The sequence below is a fragment of the Sinorhizobium sp. genome, from assembly GCF_059070375.1.
This window is the reverse complement of sequence record NZ_JCACWC010000003.1, coordinates 787,071-801,337: the sequence shown is the minus strand read 5'-3', so window position 1 is coordinate 801,337 and position 14,267 is coordinate 787,071. Positions and strand designations below refer to the sequence as shown.

The 14,267-nt window shown below is 61.9% G+C and carries 17 protein-coding genes and 1 pseudogene; 6 read left to right on the top strand and 12 right to left on the bottom strand.

The genetic code is table 11. The features are described 5' to 3' along the window. Positions 1-142 precede the first annotated feature (142 nt). Positions 143-268 carry a hypothetical protein gene (locus AC5J09_RS15860; protein WP_324762976.1) on the top strand — a complete coding sequence of 42 codons (126 nt, stop codon included), beginning with the start codon at positions 143-145 and terminating at the stop codon, positions 266-268. A 279-nt stretch (positions 269-547) separates the two neighbouring features. Here the strand turns inward: AC5J09_RS15860 and AC5J09_RS15855 are convergent, their stop codons facing one another. The 4 genes from AC5J09_RS15855 to AC5J09_RS15840 are packed head-to-tail and all read right to left on the bottom strand — an operon-like array spanning position 548 to position 2,340. Continuing rightward, positions 548-1,057: a hypothetical protein gene (locus AC5J09_RS15855; RefSeq protein WP_324762975.1), complete on the bottom strand. Its 510-nt coding sequence runs from the start codon at positions 1,055-1,057 to the stop codon at positions 548-550. Beyond that, entirely contained in the window at positions 1,054-1,542 is a 489-nt protein-coding gene (locus AC5J09_RS15850) for a TspO/MBR family protein (protein ID WP_324762974.1), read from the bottom strand. The genes AC5J09_RS15855 and AC5J09_RS15850 overlap by 4 nt, the downstream gene beginning before the upstream one ends. Positions 1,543-1,600: 58 nt before the next feature. Beyond that, positions 1,601-1,825 carry a DUF378 domain-containing protein gene (locus AC5J09_RS15845; RefSeq protein ID WP_102763064.1) on the bottom strand — a complete coding sequence of 75 codons (225 nt, stop codon included), beginning with the start codon at positions 1,823-1,825 and terminating at the stop codon, positions 1,601-1,603. A gap of 29 nt (positions 1,826-1,854) precedes the next feature. Further along, the gene (locus AC5J09_RS15840; protein ID WP_324762973.1) at positions 1,855-2,340 is read right to left on the bottom strand and encodes a fasciclin domain-containing protein; all 486 of its coding nucleotides are present in this window, start codon (positions 2,338-2,340) and stop codon (positions 1,855-1,857) included. 160 nt (positions 2,341-2,500) lie between these two features. Between AC5J09_RS15840 and AC5J09_RS15835 the strand changes: the two genes are divergently transcribed. Then, on the top strand, positions 2,501-3,085 hold the full coding sequence (locus tag AC5J09_RS15835; protein ID WP_324762972.1) for a helix-turn-helix domain-containing protein: 585 nt from the start codon (positions 2,501-2,503) through the stop codon (positions 3,083-3,085). Between the two features lie 191 nt (positions 3,086-3,276). Here AC5J09_RS15835 and AC5J09_RS15830 read toward each other — a convergent pair whose 3' ends face one another. From AC5J09_RS15830 to AC5J09_RS15820, 3 genes and pseudogenes are all read right to left on the bottom strand, one after another. Beyond that, a complete protein-coding gene (locus tag AC5J09_RS15830; protein ID WP_494297981.1) occupies positions 3,277-5,322 on the bottom strand; it encodes an ATP-binding protein in 2,046 nt (681 codons plus the stop codon). Continuing rightward, the gene (locus AC5J09_RS15825) at positions 5,306-6,814 is read right to left on the bottom strand and encodes an ATPase domain-containing protein (RefSeq protein WP_324762971.1); all 1,509 of its coding nucleotides are present in this window, start codon (positions 6,812-6,814) and stop codon (positions 5,306-5,308) included. The genes AC5J09_RS15830 and AC5J09_RS15825 overlap by 17 nt, the downstream gene beginning before the upstream one ends. 203 nt (positions 6,815-7,017) lie before the next feature. Next, positions 7,018-7,119, bottom strand: a pseudogene (locus tag AC5J09_RS15820) (LysR family transcriptional regulator); the annotation flags it as partial. 198 nt (positions 7,120-7,317) lie between these two features. On the opposite strand from AC5J09_RS15820, the gene chrA reads away from it, so the two are divergent. Further along, the gene (chrA, locus tag AC5J09_RS15815; protein WP_324762970.1) at positions 7,318-8,739 is read left to right on the top strand and encodes a chromate efflux transporter; all 1,422 of its coding nucleotides are present in this window, start codon (positions 7,318-7,320) and stop codon (positions 8,737-8,739) included. 216 nt (positions 8,740-8,955) lie between these two features. After that, on the top strand, positions 8,956-9,138 hold the full coding sequence (locus AC5J09_RS15810) for a hypothetical protein (RefSeq protein WP_275596717.1): 183 nt from the start codon (positions 8,956-8,958) through the stop codon (positions 9,136-9,138). 12 nt (positions 9,139-9,150) lie between these two features. Here AC5J09_RS15810 and AC5J09_RS15805 read toward each other — a convergent pair whose 3' ends face one another. From AC5J09_RS15805 to AC5J09_RS15795, 3 genes are all read right to left on the bottom strand, one after another. Further along, positions 9,151-9,519, bottom strand: coding sequence for a DUF1236 domain-containing protein (locus tag AC5J09_RS15805; protein WP_100669463.1), 369 nt, complete (start codon positions 9,517-9,519; stop codon positions 9,151-9,153). Between the two features lie 270 nt (positions 9,520-9,789). After that, the gene (locus AC5J09_RS15800; protein ID WP_324762969.1) at positions 9,790-10,434 is read right to left on the bottom strand and encodes a Vgb family protein; all 645 of its coding nucleotides are present in this window, start codon (positions 10,432-10,434) and stop codon (positions 9,790-9,792) included. A gap of 34 nt (positions 10,435-10,468) precedes the next feature. Beyond that, a complete protein-coding gene (locus AC5J09_RS15795) occupies positions 10,469-11,692 on the bottom strand; it encodes a helix-turn-helix domain-containing protein (protein ID WP_100669465.1) in 1,224 nt (407 codons plus the stop codon). A 121-nt stretch (positions 11,693-11,813) separates the two neighbouring features. Here AC5J09_RS15795 and AC5J09_RS15790 point away from each other — a divergent pair, with 121 nt between their 5' ends. Together AC5J09_RS15790 and AC5J09_RS15785 are read left to right on the top strand one after the other, a co-directional pair. Beyond that, positions 11,814-12,626, top strand: a complete 813-nt coding sequence (locus AC5J09_RS15790) for a DUF899 domain-containing protein (RefSeq protein WP_275596720.1) — start codon at positions 11,814-11,816, stop codon at positions 12,624-12,626. Between the two features lie 7 nt (positions 12,627-12,633). After that, a complete protein-coding gene (locus tag AC5J09_RS15785; protein WP_324762968.1) occupies positions 12,634-12,918 on the top strand; it encodes a hypothetical protein in 285 nt (94 codons plus the stop codon). On the opposite strand, the gene AC5J09_RS15780 is transcribed toward AC5J09_RS15785, so the two are convergent. Further along, positions 12,902-13,267 carry a UCP034077 family protein gene (locus AC5J09_RS15780; RefSeq protein WP_018094296.1) on the bottom strand — a complete coding sequence of 122 codons (366 nt, stop codon included), beginning with the start codon at positions 13,265-13,267 and terminating at the stop codon, positions 12,902-12,904. The two genes, AC5J09_RS15785 and AC5J09_RS15780, sit on opposite strands and share 17 nt — an antisense overlap. 200 nt (positions 13,268-13,467) lie before the next feature. Further along, complete coding sequence (locus AC5J09_RS15775) at positions 13,468-14,124, bottom strand: DUF8692 domain-containing protein (protein WP_324762967.1); 657 nt, start codon at positions 14,122-14,124, stop codon at positions 13,468-13,470. Between the last annotated feature and the right edge of the window lie 143 nt (positions 14,125-14,267).

Here is a 14,267-nt window from a genome sequence, read left to right as displayed (position 1 = left end):
ACTTCCCTGGTTTTTCCGTATCGAGCAAGCGACAGGCTCGGCAGGATAGCAGGTGCGAGAGCACCATCGGCAGGGGTACCTCCTGGGGGTTTACCTCTAGGTTACAACAGGGAGAAGACCTAGCCCGACCGGGAGGACGTCCTTGACGATAACGCTCCTAACACTGCCGTGTGAGTTGGATGTCCGCTCCTGGGGACTGGCAGCGGATGTCGGAACGGCTGTAATGGAGCGCGAAGCGGCCATCCGCGCGGTGGCCGCGGCAGCGTAAACTTCAGCCCGAAAGCGGAAATTATTTCCGCTTCAGACCCGTGTTGACTGATGCCCAAAGCCAGGGCACAAAAGTGGCATCCACGGTCGCTCGCTATGGGAAAACAGAGGGAATTTCAAAGCTTTTATTTAAAGCCGTTGATCGGATTTGGCGACACCCCGCAGATGCCGTACGAGACAGACAGCATCGATCGCATGATCGTCGCCCAAGTCGTGTGGCGGGTGACCACCTTGTGAAAAATGCAGAGGCTCCGGGCGTTTTTGAGCACCGGCACAAAAGTCAAATCGAACGGCTGTCATATGCCCAATGCAGCAGAGCCTGGCGCTGACGCGGCCGGCACCAGCAATCCCCAGGCTCGCAGGCTCGGCGAAGCTGAGCGACATGGCGGCGAATAGCTTTCCAACGGGCGATCTGTCTCTCGTCCTCGCCGGGCATGCGACGTCCTTGGTGATACCGACAGTACCACTGGAACCAGCCACGCGGATCGTCGGAATGTATCCATCCCTTGGCTCGCCAGACGCTGAGCGGTTGGCTGGCGTCGACACCGAACCAGTTGAGTGATGGGTCTTTGCGAAGCGGCGACAGCCGGGCCTCTGCAAACCAGCTGTTGGGGAATTCGTTACGGCAGTCGGTCATGTATTTGCCACCGAACACGCCGAGCGCAAGCATCTCGGCGGGTGTCAAGTCTGGCTGGAAATCGGGATGAAAGTCACGGCCAACGGGTGCAACGAGAGCGTACCGGTAGCCTTGCTGCATCCGATCATTCACGAGGATCCATCGGGTTCTCATCGGACGCCCTGCAACATTGGCTTCGAGCGGTTGCGCCGCCAGATCGACATGTTAAGTGCCGCCGCAAAACTCACCCAGGCGAGGTAAGGAGCAAGCAGCAAGGCAGCCACCGCATTCACGGGGTAAAACACTATAATTGTCGCGAGGATCGAGGCCCAAAGCAAGACGATCTCCACCACGGCCAGGCCGGGTCGGTGAAGTCCGAAAAAGATCGGCGTCCACGCAGCATTGAGCAGAAGTTGCACTGCATAGACACCTAGAGGCAGTGCTGCGCCGGCAATACCTGCCTCAATCAGTACGAGCCAGCCCGACAGTCCGATCGATACATAGAGAACGGTCCAGACCGGAGCGAACAGCCAGTCGGGCGGGCGCCATCTTGGCTTGTCGAGCTGCTGGTACCAGGCGCCCGGCCTGAAGATCACGCCGGGAGCCGCCGCAGCAAAGCTCGCAACCTCGAAGCCGGCCAGCAGAAGGAGGGAGGACATGTCCATCGGCAAAAGATGAAGGGAGCCGCCGACGAGGAAAGCGGGTCCCTCCCAAGTCCTATCGGTTCTGCCCGGCAGCGAAATTGCCGGAGCCCATCGTAGAAAAGAGGGGGATGATCTGCCAGGCGGCCGACAGCCCCACCAGAATGTAAACGATCCGGGCGAGCCCCGAGCCAGCCCCAAAGATCGCGGCCACGAGGTCGAAGCTGAATAATCCGACCAGCCCCCAGTTCAGGCCACCTACGATTAGGAGGATGAGAGTGAAAACGTTGATTAACTTCATGGTTCTTCTCCAGGTCGAGGGATGAAAGGTCAGCCCTCCGGCGGCATGATCACCTCGTCGATGACGTGGATGACCCCGTTCGAGGCAGCAATGTCGGCAGCAGTGACGGCGGCGTCGTTGACCTTTACGGTGGAGCCCTCGACTTCGATGTCGATCATTTTGCCATTTACCGACTTCGCTTGATCGAGACCGGCCACGTCCGCGGCCATCACCTTCCCCGCGACCACATGGTAGGTGAGGATGGCAGTAAGCTTTTGCTTGTTCTCCGGCTTCAGCAGGTTTTCGACGGTACCGGCCGGCAACTTGGCGAAAGCTTCATCGGTGGGAGCAAAGACCGTGAACGGACCAGTCCCTTTGAGAGTGGCGACCAGACCTGCCGCCTCGAGCGCTGCAGCCAGCGTCTCGAATTGACCCGCCGCAATGGCGGTGTCGACGACGTCCTTCTCCGCGGCGAACGCGCTGACGCTGCCTCCGAGCGTGATCGCTGCCGCGAACAAAAGGCTTCTCAACTTCATGGCAATCTCCTCTCGATCAGGGGTGCGAAATGCACCGCACCTTTTCATGTGGAGCAAACCGATTTTCTTTCTACTCAAATTTTCGTGAAAAGAACGCCAATTCTCTTGTGAAGATAATTCTCTTTGTGATAGTTTCACGACATGAAAAGGAGTTTGAGACGTGCTCTCTGACACACTGTCCAATGAGCTCCAGCGCTACGCAATCGGCCCTCGCATCAAGGCGCTGCGTCTGAGAAAGAAGCTGGGGTTGGTGCAGTTGGCCGGGCACACGGGGCTCTCGCCTGCGATGCTCTCAAAGATCGAGCGCGGGCAGATGTTTCCAACGCTGCCCACGCTGCTTCGGATCGCCATGGTTTTCGGCGTCGGCCTCGATCACTTCTTCAATGTCGACAAGGAGGAGCCGCTCATCGCGGTCGTCCGAAAGCGGCAGCGTCTCAAACTTCCAAGCCCGCCGGGCGAAAAGACCCCCGCCTTTCTATTCGAAAGCCTGGACTATCCCGCTTCCGACCGCCGCATGGAGTCGTTCTACGCCGAGTTTCCGGTCGATGCGCCGCCGTCAGAGCCGCATCAACATGGCAGCGCCGAATTCATCTACGTGCTCAGCGGTCGGCTTATAGTCAATGTGGATGGTAAGGAGGCAGCGCTGGATACGGGGGACGCTATGTATTTTGACTCTAGCGTTCCGCACAGTTACCGCCGTGAAGGCAAGGAAATGTCAACGGCTATCGTTGTGACTTCTTCGTAGGCGGCCGTCGACTGAATACTCCAGAAACTCATCCCCATGCATTGCCAACATAAGGATTCACGGAGGCCGGAAGCTGCACGTCTGCTATGGACAGGCGATCCCAAGGAGCTGCTGCGGTGCGCGAGCCGCAACCATGGGATCGGGCTCATGCCCTAAAGGTCACGCCTGTGACAGTTCGTACTGTCGAGAAGCTACAATAGCTTTCCAAGCATGTGAGCCAGTTGGTCCTGGGAATACGGCTTTGGCAGCCTGGCCACGTCGATTTCCACGCCCGACGGTAAGTCCGCGTAGCCAGAGGCCAGCACGATGGGTAACCCCGGCATACGGTCACGCGCCGCTTTCGCCAGTTCCGCTCCCGTCATGCCCGGCATCGAGTAGTCCGTGATTAACAGGTCGAAGGTGGCGCCGCCATCGATCAAGGCGAGCGCCTCCTTTCCTGAATAGGCTTCCACGACCTCGTGGCCGAGGTCAGCCAGCATGTCAGCCGAACTCATGGCAATCAGGACGTCGTCGTCGACGAGAAGGATCCGCTTGGGGCCGGCTTCGTTCCGTGGGCCTACTGCCGCGACCTCCTGCTTTTTTTCGTGACTCTCAGATGTCGACACCGGAATCCATAGTTCCGCAGTGGTCCCATGACCGAGGGCGCTTGTCAGCTTCAACCGGCCGTCCAACTGCAAGGCCAGTCCGTGAACCATGGAAAGACCAAGGCCTGTACCCTTGCCGAGTTCCTTGGTGGAAAAGAACGGCTCGATCGCCTTCTCTAGAGTTGCTGAGTCCATGCCCTGGCCCTGGTCGATAACCGACAGGAGGACATAGCGTCCGGGTGCAAGGGATTCCGATCCCGCGGGCTGCTCCGCTTCCCTCAGCTCGATCCGGATCGTTCCGCCATCCGGCATCGCGTCGCGGGCATTGACGGCCAGGTTGAGGAGGGCGAGCTCCACCTGGTTGGCATCGGCCGACACGGGCGGGAGGCGCTCCGGAGCGGCCACCTCTATGGCGATCCGGGATCCGACCGAGCGCTGCAAAAGATCCTCCATCTCTGTCACGAGTCCGGCGAGGTTAACCGGGCCCACCTGAAGGTCCTGCCTGCGGGCGAAGGCAAGCAGCCGCTGGGTAAGCGACGCGCCGCGCTGTGCGCCCTGCAAGGCTCCGTCGATCAGCCGCGTAGCCTTCGCATCGCCGGCAACATGCTTTCGGATGAGTTCAAGGTTGCCGAGCACCGCCATCAGGAGATTGTTGAAGTCGTGCGCCACTCCGCCGGTGAGCTGGCCTATCGCTTCCATCTTCTGCGCGTGGCGAAGCTGCTCCTCGGCCCGTTCCCGCTGACTGACCTCCGCCAGCACGAGCCTGTGCGCCTCTTGCAGCTCGCGCGTCCGCTCCGCCACGCGTTCCTCGAGCATCTCGTTGAGATGCCGCTGCTGTTCTTCGGCCTGCAGGCGCTCGGTTATGTCGGCTGAGACCCCGACCAGCCTGATCGGCCGCCCGGTGCGGTCCCGGTGGAGTTGCGCGCGGATTTCAGCGCCGTGCACAGAGCCGTCAGGCCAGACGGTCCGGTAGGCGATGGCATAGTCGGCCCCCGTTTCAATCGTGTTGCGCACCGCCTCCGTCATGCGTGCCAGGTCATCCGGGTGGATCGCTTGCAGCAAGTCCTCGTAGGTGAAGCCGTCCTCCGGCGCGCGGCCGAAGATTTCCCTGCAGGTGGGCGAGGTGGTCAAGCCGTTTGTGGCGAGATCGAGTTCCCAAGCCCCGAGGCGGCCGGCCTCCAGCGCCGTTTGAAGGCGACGCTCCCCTTCGTCCAGTGCCTCCATACGGGCACTCGCCTCGTATTGCCGGCGTCGCGCGCGCATCGCGGAACGCGCGACGCTGATGAATGTCGTCGGGTGGAAGGGCCGCTCGACGAAACTGACATTGCCGAGGACTTCCGATAGTCGGGCGGCGGCTGGGTTTCGCTCAGGACCACCGCCGCGCGCGGTGAGTATGATGAAGGGAAGGTCGGACCAACTCGGCTGCGTCTCGATCCACGAGACAAGCGGACGCAGGTCGACCGACCGCAACGCCTCTTCCGTCATCACGGCGAAGGCGGCGTTCTCGTTCAAGTCCGCCACCAGCGCGTCCAGGGTCGAGGCAATTTTTGCAGCCAAGCCCGCTTCCTGCAGCAACGCCGCCGCAATCTGCCCATCGCGGCCCAGCGGGGCGTGGATCAGGCCAAACACATCTCGCTCAGGAATGGGTGCCATCCTCGTCAAGTGTTTGCAAAAGGGGCTGTCGGTCTCCCACGAAAACAGGAACACCACGCAGGACTCCCTGGAACCCGGAAAGTGGTTCGCCGAGCGCCAACCCCTTTGTTCCGATCTTGTATTCGCGGATCGTATGCTCGTGTTGTCCGGTGCGCTTCTTGATCACCGAGATTGCTCGGCGAACCCGACCCTCCGCCTCGAAGTAGCGCAGCAGGATGACTGTATCTGCAAGGTACGTCACGTCCACCGGCGACTTCATGTCGCCGACGAGGCCGTGCTGCGCGACGGTGATGAAGGTGTTGGCACCCTGCCTGTTCAAATATTGCAGCAGCTCATGCATGTGCAGGATAAGTGCATTCTCCTCAGGCATCGCAGCCTGATAGCCGTTGATGCTGTCGATGACGACTGTCTTGGCGTCGAAGCTGGCTACCCTGTCCCTTACGCGCTGTGCGAACTCGCCGGGTGACAGTTCGGCGGCGTCGAGCTGTTCGATGTGGATCAGGCCCTCCTCGCGCAGGGCCTCCAGGTCGAGCCCCATCTCCTTCGTGCGGGCAAACAGCAGCCCCAGTTCCTCGTCGAAGACGAAGATCGCCGCCCGCTCGCCGCGCCGGATCGCAGCCTCTACGAACTGAAGTGCAAACAGGCTCTTGCCGGTGCCGGCAGGGCCGATCAGCAGCGTGCTGGAGCCGCGTGCGATGCCGCCGCCGAGGAGATCGTCGAATTCACTGATGCCGCTCGCCAGTACGGTCCGCTGAAAGCCCGACCTGTGCTCCGAGGCGCGCAGCCGCGGGAAGACCGCCACGCCGCCGGTCTTGATGATGAAGTCATGATAGCCACCGCGGAACGCCTGCCCCCGATATTTGAGAACCCGCAACCGGCGACGCTCAGACCCGTAGTCCGGAGCAAGCTGCTCAAGGTGGATGACACCATGCACCACGCTATGGACAGTCTTGTCCATGGCGTCGGAGGTCATGTCGTCGAGAAGCAGAACTGTTGCGTCCGAGCGCGAGAAAAAGTGCTTCAGCGCAAGGATCTGGCGGCGGTAGCGCAGCGAACTCTGGGCCAGCAGCCGGATTTCCGAGAGGCTGTCGATCACCACCCGATGGGGTTTCACCCGCTCGAAGGCTTCGAAGATAAGCTTTGTAGTCTCCCCGAGCTCCAGGTCGGAGGAGTACAGGAGGCTTTGCTGCTGGTCGGCATCAAGAAGGCTTTCCGGCGGAACGAGCTCAAAAATCTCGACCTGATCGCCGATGTCCTTCCCATGCGAGAGGGCACTGTCGCGCAGTTCCTCTTCTGTTTCCGAAAGCGTTATGTAGAGACAGCGCTCGCCAATGCTGGCGCCTTCGAGGAGGAACTGCAATGCGACCGTCGTCTTCCCCGAACCGGGAGCCCCTTCGAGCAGGAAGACGTGGCGGCGTGAGAGCCCGCCGGACAGAATGTCGTCGAGGCCCTCCACCCCGGTCTTCGCTTTTGCACTTGAACTGTCTGTCATACATCCTCCATGGCGGCCTATGAAGTAGAGTAAACGCGCTGGTTTCCTAGAGGGAAGACGTTGAAACCGGGAGATTCGTTCCGCCATCGCAGCCAAACTCAGCCGGAGCGGCGAGCGGTTGTGAGCGTCTGTTGAGCCTGAGGCAGAGCGGTCTGTTCGAGCGAGGCAGCAGGTGAGGTGACGCCGCAGCAGGTCCTTGGCGGGTCTACGCTCTCTCCCAAACGAACGCCGGCATCGAAGCGCTTCTCCACGATGTTGCGCATCCCGTTATCGCTGTAGAGCTCCACCTTGATGTTAGGGTAATCCGGCGCCGACACGGCTCGCCTCGATCTTTCTCCGCAAGCACCGGGCCTTCTCGCCGCATCGCTGAGGCTGTCGCGCATGAACGCGGGCGACAATGAACAAGTTGAGGCAGGCTTACTTCCGTACGACGCCTTCTATCGTGGTGCCGTGACGCGACTGATGAGATACACAATGGCTGTCGCCGAAGAAGGGAGCGTGAATTGACCGAAACTGCAAAGAACACGACCACATCGGCTCAAGGTCAGGCTTTGAGCCACGGTATTTCCTTTGGCGAGGCGCTCCGGGTCTGGGCACGCGTGGCGGCTTTGAGCTTCGGTGGCCCAGCCGGGCAGATTGCGATGATGCACCGCATCATTGTCGAGGAGAAGCGCTGGATTGGCGAGACCCGATTTCTACATGCGCTGAACTATTGCACTCTACTGCCAGGGCCGGAGGCACAGCAGCTAGCCATCTATATCGGCTGGCTCATGCACAAGACCAAGGGCGGTCTGGTTGCAGGGGCCCTATTCGTACTCCCCGGCGCCGTTGCCATCATGGTGCTGAGTTGGATCTACGCCCTCTTCGGAAATGTCGGCGCCGTTCAGGCGCTGTTCTTCGGATTGAAAGCCGCGGTTCTGGCGATCGTGCTCGAAGCGGTTCTTCGTATCGGCCGTCGGGCGCTCAGGAACAGCACCATGATAGCCCTTGCTGCCGGGGCATTCATCGCGCTTTTCCTGTTCCGCGCCCCATTCCCACTGGTCGTCCTCGCTGCGGGTCTCATCGGCTTTGTCGGCGGTCGAGCCGGCTGGGCTGCCTTTCAGGCGGGCAACGGACACGGAAAAGTCGGCAGCAGGCAAGTCGCTGATATCGAGACCGCGCTTGGCGAAGAGATTCCGCCCCATGCACGCCCCCCAATCAGTTGGTCGATCAAGGTTGCCGGTGTCGCTCTCTTTTTGTGGTTCGCTCCGGTGCTTGCACTTGCCGCGTTTTTTGGCCCAGGCAATGTCTTTACCGACATCTCGATCTTCTTTTCGAAGATGGCGATGGTCACCTTTGGCGGCGCCTATGCGGTTCTCTCCTATGTCGCTCAACAAGCCGTCGAGCACTATCATTGGCTGAAGCCCGGCGAGATGTTGGACGGCCTCGGCATGGCTGAGACAACGCCAGGCCCGTTGATCATGGTCACCCAGTTCGTGGGCTTCATGGGCGCCTACCGCGACCCCGGTCTGTTTCATCCGTTGCTCGCTGGCACGCTGGGCGCGCTGCTCACGACCTGGGTGACTTTCGTGCCCTGCTTTCTCTGGATTTTCCTCGGCGCGCCGTTCATGGAAACGATGCGCAGCAACAGGGCGCTGTCCGCCGCGCTGGCGGCAATCACCGCGGCGGTCGTCGGGGTCATCCTGAATCTGGCGGTCTGGTTCGCGCTGCACGTGCTCTTTCGCGAACTCTATGAAGCGCGCGGATTCGGCATGACGGTCGATGTGCCGGTTCTGAGTTCCGTGAACCTGGCCTCTCTCCTTCTGACCGTCGGCGCGATGGTCGCGGTGTTCCGGTTCAAAATCGGCATGCTGACGGTCTTAGCCGGCTGCTCCCTCATCGGCCTTGTCTATGGATTGTTCATGGAGTGGATCCAGCTCCTGTAACGCGATCCGGCAGCGCTTCGACTCGCAGATCGATGTTCCGACGCATTCATCCTATGTCATTGCGGTCGTGACCGAGGCGGACGCGCCGCGGCGGCAAGCTCACCTCGGTGCCGCGTAGTTCCTTGAAGACGTCGCTATAATCGCCGTACCCAGGCGCCCGGCATCAGGAACCCCGCCGCGGCTGGCCCGTTTTCATTCTGCCGAAAGGAGAAGACGATGAGTACCAAGGATACCAATGCGACCCCAGAACAGTCTGAACCAGCCGATATTCGTCAGCCGGCAAACCGAAAGAAGCACCGCGACGAGGAGTCGATCGCACCACCAACGGTCCAGCCTCCAGGGGCAAAGGACACGAGTGAGAAACCCGAAGTGAACCCGGTCACCGGCGGGGCGCTATAGCGCTCGCCGCGCCTATTTGACCACCTGCACGACGGTGCGGCTCTTCACATCCGCGATGACGCGCTTCTCGTTGACCACCGCAAAGCCATAGCGCCTGTCGGCCGGAACCGTATTGAGAAAGACTGTTTCAGGTACCGGTTTGCCAACGGATATCTGCTCCTGCAGCACAAGCGGCCGTTGCGGAAGCGGCTGCAGTTCGACGTATTGCGTCACGCCTGGGGGCGGTGGGTCGATCGCCGCACCCTCGACGGGTCCTGCGGCAGCGACCACCGTCGTACCGGCAGCGCCGATTTCGTTTGTGCTTTGCGCTTGGACAGGAGCCGCGGTCAAGAAAACCGCAACACCCAATGCAACGGAGCTCTTGACGAGGACAATTGTCATGAGAGCTACTCCAGCTACGAATCCCTTCTCGTGAAGAATCGCCTGCCGCGAGCTTTGTTCCGGCGTGTTGGCGGTATCGGACCTTGGTCCTACACGGGAAGGTTAAAGGTCCTAGAACCATTGCACGCTGCTCCTCGTGACGCATATCGCTCTGAGACGACCACGCGGCATCCTCGTCAGCCGTCCACGTCGTCTGAAGGTCCCAGAGTCAACGCGATTGTCCCTTCTAAACGCTCTGGGACCTTCATTGCCGTCCATCTCCGTGACCCTCTATGCGGAAACCCGGTTTGGCCTGCGCACGGCCCTCACCTTCCCGCTGCTTCCTCCGCCACAGAAAAAGCGATCGCCGCCATCGGATTCAAGGCCGGAAACGCCTGCACCCGGGGGCATTTCGAGCGTTTCGAGGACCTCTCCCGTTTCCGGGTCAAGGCGTCTCAAGTCGCTCTCGTCGCCCTCCCATGTGGCATGCCAGAGTTCGCCATCGACCCAGGTGACGCCGGTGACGACCCGGTTGGATTCGATGGTGCGGAGAATCTTCCCGGTGTCGGGATCCACCTGGTGGATCTTCCGCCCTCGATAATGGCCCACCCAAAGCGTTCCTTCCGCCCAGGCTAGGCCTGAATCACCGCCCTCGGCAGGCGCCGGAATGGTGGCAAGCACGCGGCCGGTCTCCGGATCGATCTTCTGGATACGATCTTCCGCAATCTGGAACAGATGCCGACCGTCGTAGGCCGTTCCCGCATGTGCGGCGACATCGATCGAGCGCACCGTCTTGCCGCTCTCCGGATCCAGGGCGTTCAGCCTGTCGCCGGACGCGAACCAGACGTGCCGGCCGTCGAAGGTGACGCCGGCCACCTGCTCGGTATTCGGGAAAGGTCCGTACTCCTGGAGAATTTCGGCTTTCGATCGTTTCATTTTTCCATCCTCGTCGCTGTAGGTGCCTCGCATCCTAGTCGCTCGGTAGCGGGCCCGGGAGTAACAAGACTGTCGGGAAGCCCGGGACGGGCGGGGTCATCCAGCGAAGCGCCCGTCCGCGGCCGAAGGACTGTACCTTGCCGGCCGACGCAAGCTGCTCGAGTGCGCGCTGCACGGTGCGCGGGCTCGCCCCGAGCGCAATCGCCAGTGCCGAACTCGACCACGACTCTCCGTCGGCCAGCAGGGCAAGGACCCCCGCATGCTGCTCTTCTACCGGTGGCGTCAACACGACGACCTCGCCCGCGCGGCGCGGCGAAAGCACAAAGCCCTGTTTCGTCGCCCACACCTGCGCCAGCGCATGAAGTTCCGTGCGGAGCCGTCCGATCTCCACGCGCAACCGGGCGCGGTGCGATTCGTCCGCATGTCTTGCCCGAAAGGCGCGTGCGAGGAGCGTGGCTCTCGGTACGTCTGCCGGCCAGGCTTCGCCGAGCGCGCGGGCAAGCGCGAACAGCACCGGGCGCGTCGCGAGCGAGACGACCAGCCTTTCGTCCCGCACCACATTGCGGCAGGCATCCACCACGAGCGCTCCCGACGCGAGCAGCGTTTCCACTTCCTCGATGAGGAGAGAGCGCTCGCCACCGCTGCCGATCAGGCGCGCGACGGGCGCATCGAGCACGAGCGATGCGCTTTCGACCTCGGCCGTCAGTGCCGGGATATTGGCTTCGCGCGCGGCGCGTTCGGCTCGGGCGAGCGCTATCCGCGCGGCTTTCGCCTGCAGACGCCGTATGGCGATGCCGGCGACGACGAGTTCGCGGGCCGCCCGCGTCGCCGGGGGGAGCGTCATGCCGGAGTCCAGCTCTGCAAGCGCGCGTTCTGCCTCGTCCAGGCGGCCGATGAGAAGCAGGCGCCGGGCCTCGAGATTGCGCGCATGCGCTGCATTGACGTGATCGCCATGCGCTTCGAGCGTCGACCTCGCCGCTTCGAGCGTTTTCGTGGGCCAGCCGAGATCCCGCGAGACGAGCGCAATCTCGGCCTCGGCGACGATGCAGCGCGCGCGCGCCACCGCCTGTCTCTGGCCGAAGGCATGCGCAGCGCTTCTGAGAAGAGTCTTCGCCCGGCCGAAATCTCCGAGCTGCGCCATCGCAATGCCCCGAAGCGCGAGCGCATGCGCGTCGTCGCGCAAAGCCACGCGGTTCAGTACGCCGAGGAGATCGCCGGCCGCGAGCGCCCGTGCCGCAGCGGTGATCAGCGAGTCCATCGAAATCCCGTCACACTTGTCACTCTCACCATGCGATCTCCGGCTCTAGTCTGGGTTCCTGTCGGTCGAGCAACCCGCCCCCGGGCAATGTACGACGACAAATGGCCAAAGGAGAAGAATGATGACGGCACATGCAATCGGAACACGGGAAGAATGGCTGGCAGCGCGGCTCGACCTGCTCGAGGCCGAAAAGAACCTGACGCGGCGAAGCGACGAGCTGGCGCGGTGGCGCCGGGAGTTGCCCTGGGTACGGATCGACAAGGCGTACCGGTTCGAAACCGACGAGGGCGAGGCCTCGCTGCGCGACCTCTTCAAGGGGCGCTCGCAACTCCTCGTCTATCATTTCATGTTCGGCCCCGACTATACGGCCGGCTGCCCGTCCTGCTCTGCGATCGCCGATGGGTTCAACGGGATCGTCGCTCATCTCGAAAACCACGACGTCGCCTTCTCCGCGGTTTCGCGCGCGCCGCTTGCGAAGCTCAAGGCCTATAAGCAGCGGCTGGGATGGAGCTTCCCCTGGGCTTCTTCGGACGATGGCGACTTCAACCGCGATTTCTGCGTCTGGTTCACCGAACAACAACAGCGCGAGGGCGGCATCGAGTATAATTTTCGCCGCGAGCCGCCAATCCCCGAACAACCGGCATCTGAGCCGCTCGCGGGCAGGACAGTCCGGGATTGGGACCCGAGCGGCAGCGAGGGGCCGGTCGCACAGATTGCAGCCATGACGGGAACCGACGTCGCCACCTATACACGCGACAGGCCCGGCGTCAGCGCCTTCGCGCTCGAGGACGGAATCGTCTATCACACCTATTCCAGCTATGCGCGTGGACTGGATGGGCTATGGGGCATGTATCAGTGGCTCGACCGGGCTCCCCTCGGACGCAACGAGAACGGCATCTGGTGGCGCCGCCACGACGAATATGCCCAAAGGTGACCGTCCGATGCGGCTTGAAACGGGTACCGTCGTGCGAGGCCTCGGCGACTGGCTGGGCTTCGCCGCCGCACCGACTTTCGCGGTTATGGCGCTTCTGGCCGCCGGCGGCGATGCGGATATCTGCTCATCGATACAGGGCGCTTCGATACAGGGCGCTTCGCTGCTGAACGGGATGAGTAGCATGTATTTGCTGATGTCGGTCTTTCACCTGGCGCCATGGCTGAAGCTGATTTCCGCAAGACGGGAAGCGCCAACTGATCCGGCGCTTCCGCGGATCACTCCGCCGACTTGAACTGCAACGTGAACACGTTGCCTGCGATCTCGTCGGAGAGTGATTTCGAAAATTCCAGCGGCACGCAATTCTGCAGCGCCTCGGTGGCGGCGGTCACGAATGCCTGCCGCTGCTTTTCGTCGCCGTTCACCTTGATCGCAGTCGGCCGGGGCGGGCCCATCAACGTACCGTCGCCGCGGAACCCGAACCTAAGGGTGACGAAGGAATCCGTGAAGCCTTGCGGCGGAGTCCAGCATCTGCCAAGCGCGGCTCCAAGGTCGGCCACCGTATAAAGCGGTTCGGCATGGAGCCTTTCAGCCCCCGACACGGCAAGGATCAGACCAGTGCAAGCCAATCTCGCCATCTGCATCGTCTTCAGCCCCTATCCCAGAGGATGGTGTAGCGCGGGATGAGTAAGAGTGTGTGCGCTTTTCCGCCCGCATCCCGCTTCTCAACCTATTCGAATCGGCCACGCTCGTGATTTTAGGCCGACGCGGCCCAAGGTCGTTATGATCTAGCAGATTTGGAAGCGCCTGCAACAGGCCCGCATATCCCCCTGCCGACTGCGTTTCAGCGGTGCTTCGTTTTCAGTGCCGCATGGCTCGTGAGGCTGAGGAAGACGGCCAGGAACATGATGCCGAGGATCTTGAAGCCCTCCTCGACGAAAACCAGTCCGGCGAAGTGCTCCGAGACCGCGTCCACCAGGAAGGAACAGCCGAGCGAGGCGACGGCGGCGGCAAGAAGGACCCACTGAATATCCCGGCGGACAAACCAGGCGTGATAACAGAGCGTCGCCAGCAACAGCATATGGGGAACAAGGACAAGCGGCTCCGGGACGCCCGCCGTGGCAATCGCCTCGTGAAGCATCAGGAGATCGTCGATGCCCATCAAGCCGGAAAAGAGCCCGCCGGCGAGAAGCGTGCGTCGCAGATGCGGCGCGCCAAAGCCTGCGCCGGACCAATAGGCCTGGAGAGCCGCAATCCCTCCCGTAAACCAGAGAATGACGCCGAGATTGGAGACCAGGCCGAAATACTTCGGCTGCCCGGCAATCGCGTTGGGGTCGCGTACGAGGTCGTAGTAGTCGATGCCGAAAAGCCGATCGGCGATGACCATCGACGTCAACAGCACGATGCAGGAGCAGATGACGAGAAGGGCGTAGTGGAAATCACCCTGTATTCGCCTGTCGCGTGTCAGGGCTTTGGCCGTGGTGATGCCTTCGACATCCATCTCGATCCTCCGCAACAGCCCCAGCCATGCCACCGCGGACGGTCAGCTGCCTTTGTGACAGTTTTATGACAAGACGCGACCGGCGGTTGCGGATCTCCCGGCGAGGTTGCCGGAGACGGGCGGCACGGTTCCGAACACAACGG

Excerpts from the sequence above, each read along its gene's own strand:
- AC5J09_RS15855 (WP_324762975.1), bottom strand. The coding sequence starts at position 1,057 with ATGAGAACCCGATGGATCCTCGTGAATGATCGGATGCAGCAAGGCTAC.
- AC5J09_RS15850 (WP_324762974.1), bottom strand. The coding sequence starts at position 1,542 with ATGTCCTCCCTCCTTCTGCTGGCCGGCTTCGAGGTTGCGAGCTTTGCT.
- AC5J09_RS15845 (WP_102763064.1), bottom strand. The coding sequence starts at position 1,825 with ATGAAGTTAATCAACGTTTTCACTCTCATCCTCCTAATCGTAGGTGGC.
- AC5J09_RS15840 (WP_324762973.1), bottom strand. The coding sequence starts at position 2,340 with ATGAAGTTGAGAAGCCTTTTGTTCGCGGCAGCGATCACGCTCGGAGGC.
- AC5J09_RS15830 (WP_494297981.1), bottom strand. The coding sequence starts at position 5,322 with ATGGCACCCATTCCTGAGCGAGATGTGTTTGGCCTGATCCACGCCCCG.
- AC5J09_RS15825 (WP_324762971.1), bottom strand. The coding sequence starts at position 6,814 with ATGACAGACAGTTCAAGTGCAAAAGCGAAGACCGGGGTGGAGGGCCTC.
- AC5J09_RS15810 (WP_275596717.1), top strand. The coding sequence starts at position 8,956 with ATGAGTACCAAGGATACCAATGCGACCCCAGAACAGTCTGAACCAGCC.
- AC5J09_RS15805 (WP_100669463.1), bottom strand. The coding sequence starts at position 9,519 with ATGACAATTGTCCTCGTCAAGAGCTCCGTTGCATTGGGTGTTGCGGTT.
- AC5J09_RS15800 (WP_324762969.1), bottom strand. The coding sequence starts at position 10,434 with ATGAAACGATCGAAAGCCGAAATTCTCCAGGAGTACGGACCTTTCCCG.
- AC5J09_RS15795 (WP_100669465.1), bottom strand. The coding sequence starts at position 11,692 with ATGGACTCGCTGATCACCGCTGCGGCACGGGCGCTCGCGGCCGGCGAT.
- AC5J09_RS15790 (WP_275596720.1), top strand. The coding sequence starts at position 11,814 with ATGACGGCACATGCAATCGGAACACGGGAAGAATGGCTGGCAGCGCGG.
- AC5J09_RS15785 (WP_324762968.1), top strand. The coding sequence starts at position 12,634 with ATGCGGCTTGAAACGGGTACCGTCGTGCGAGGCCTCGGCGACTGGCTG.
- AC5J09_RS15780 (WP_018094296.1), bottom strand. The coding sequence starts at position 13,267 with ATGCAGATGGCGAGATTGGCTTGCACTGGTCTGATCCTTGCCGTGTCG.
- AC5J09_RS15775 (WP_324762967.1), bottom strand. The coding sequence starts at position 14,124 with ATGGATGTCGAAGGCATCACCACGGCCAAAGCCCTGACACGCGACAGG.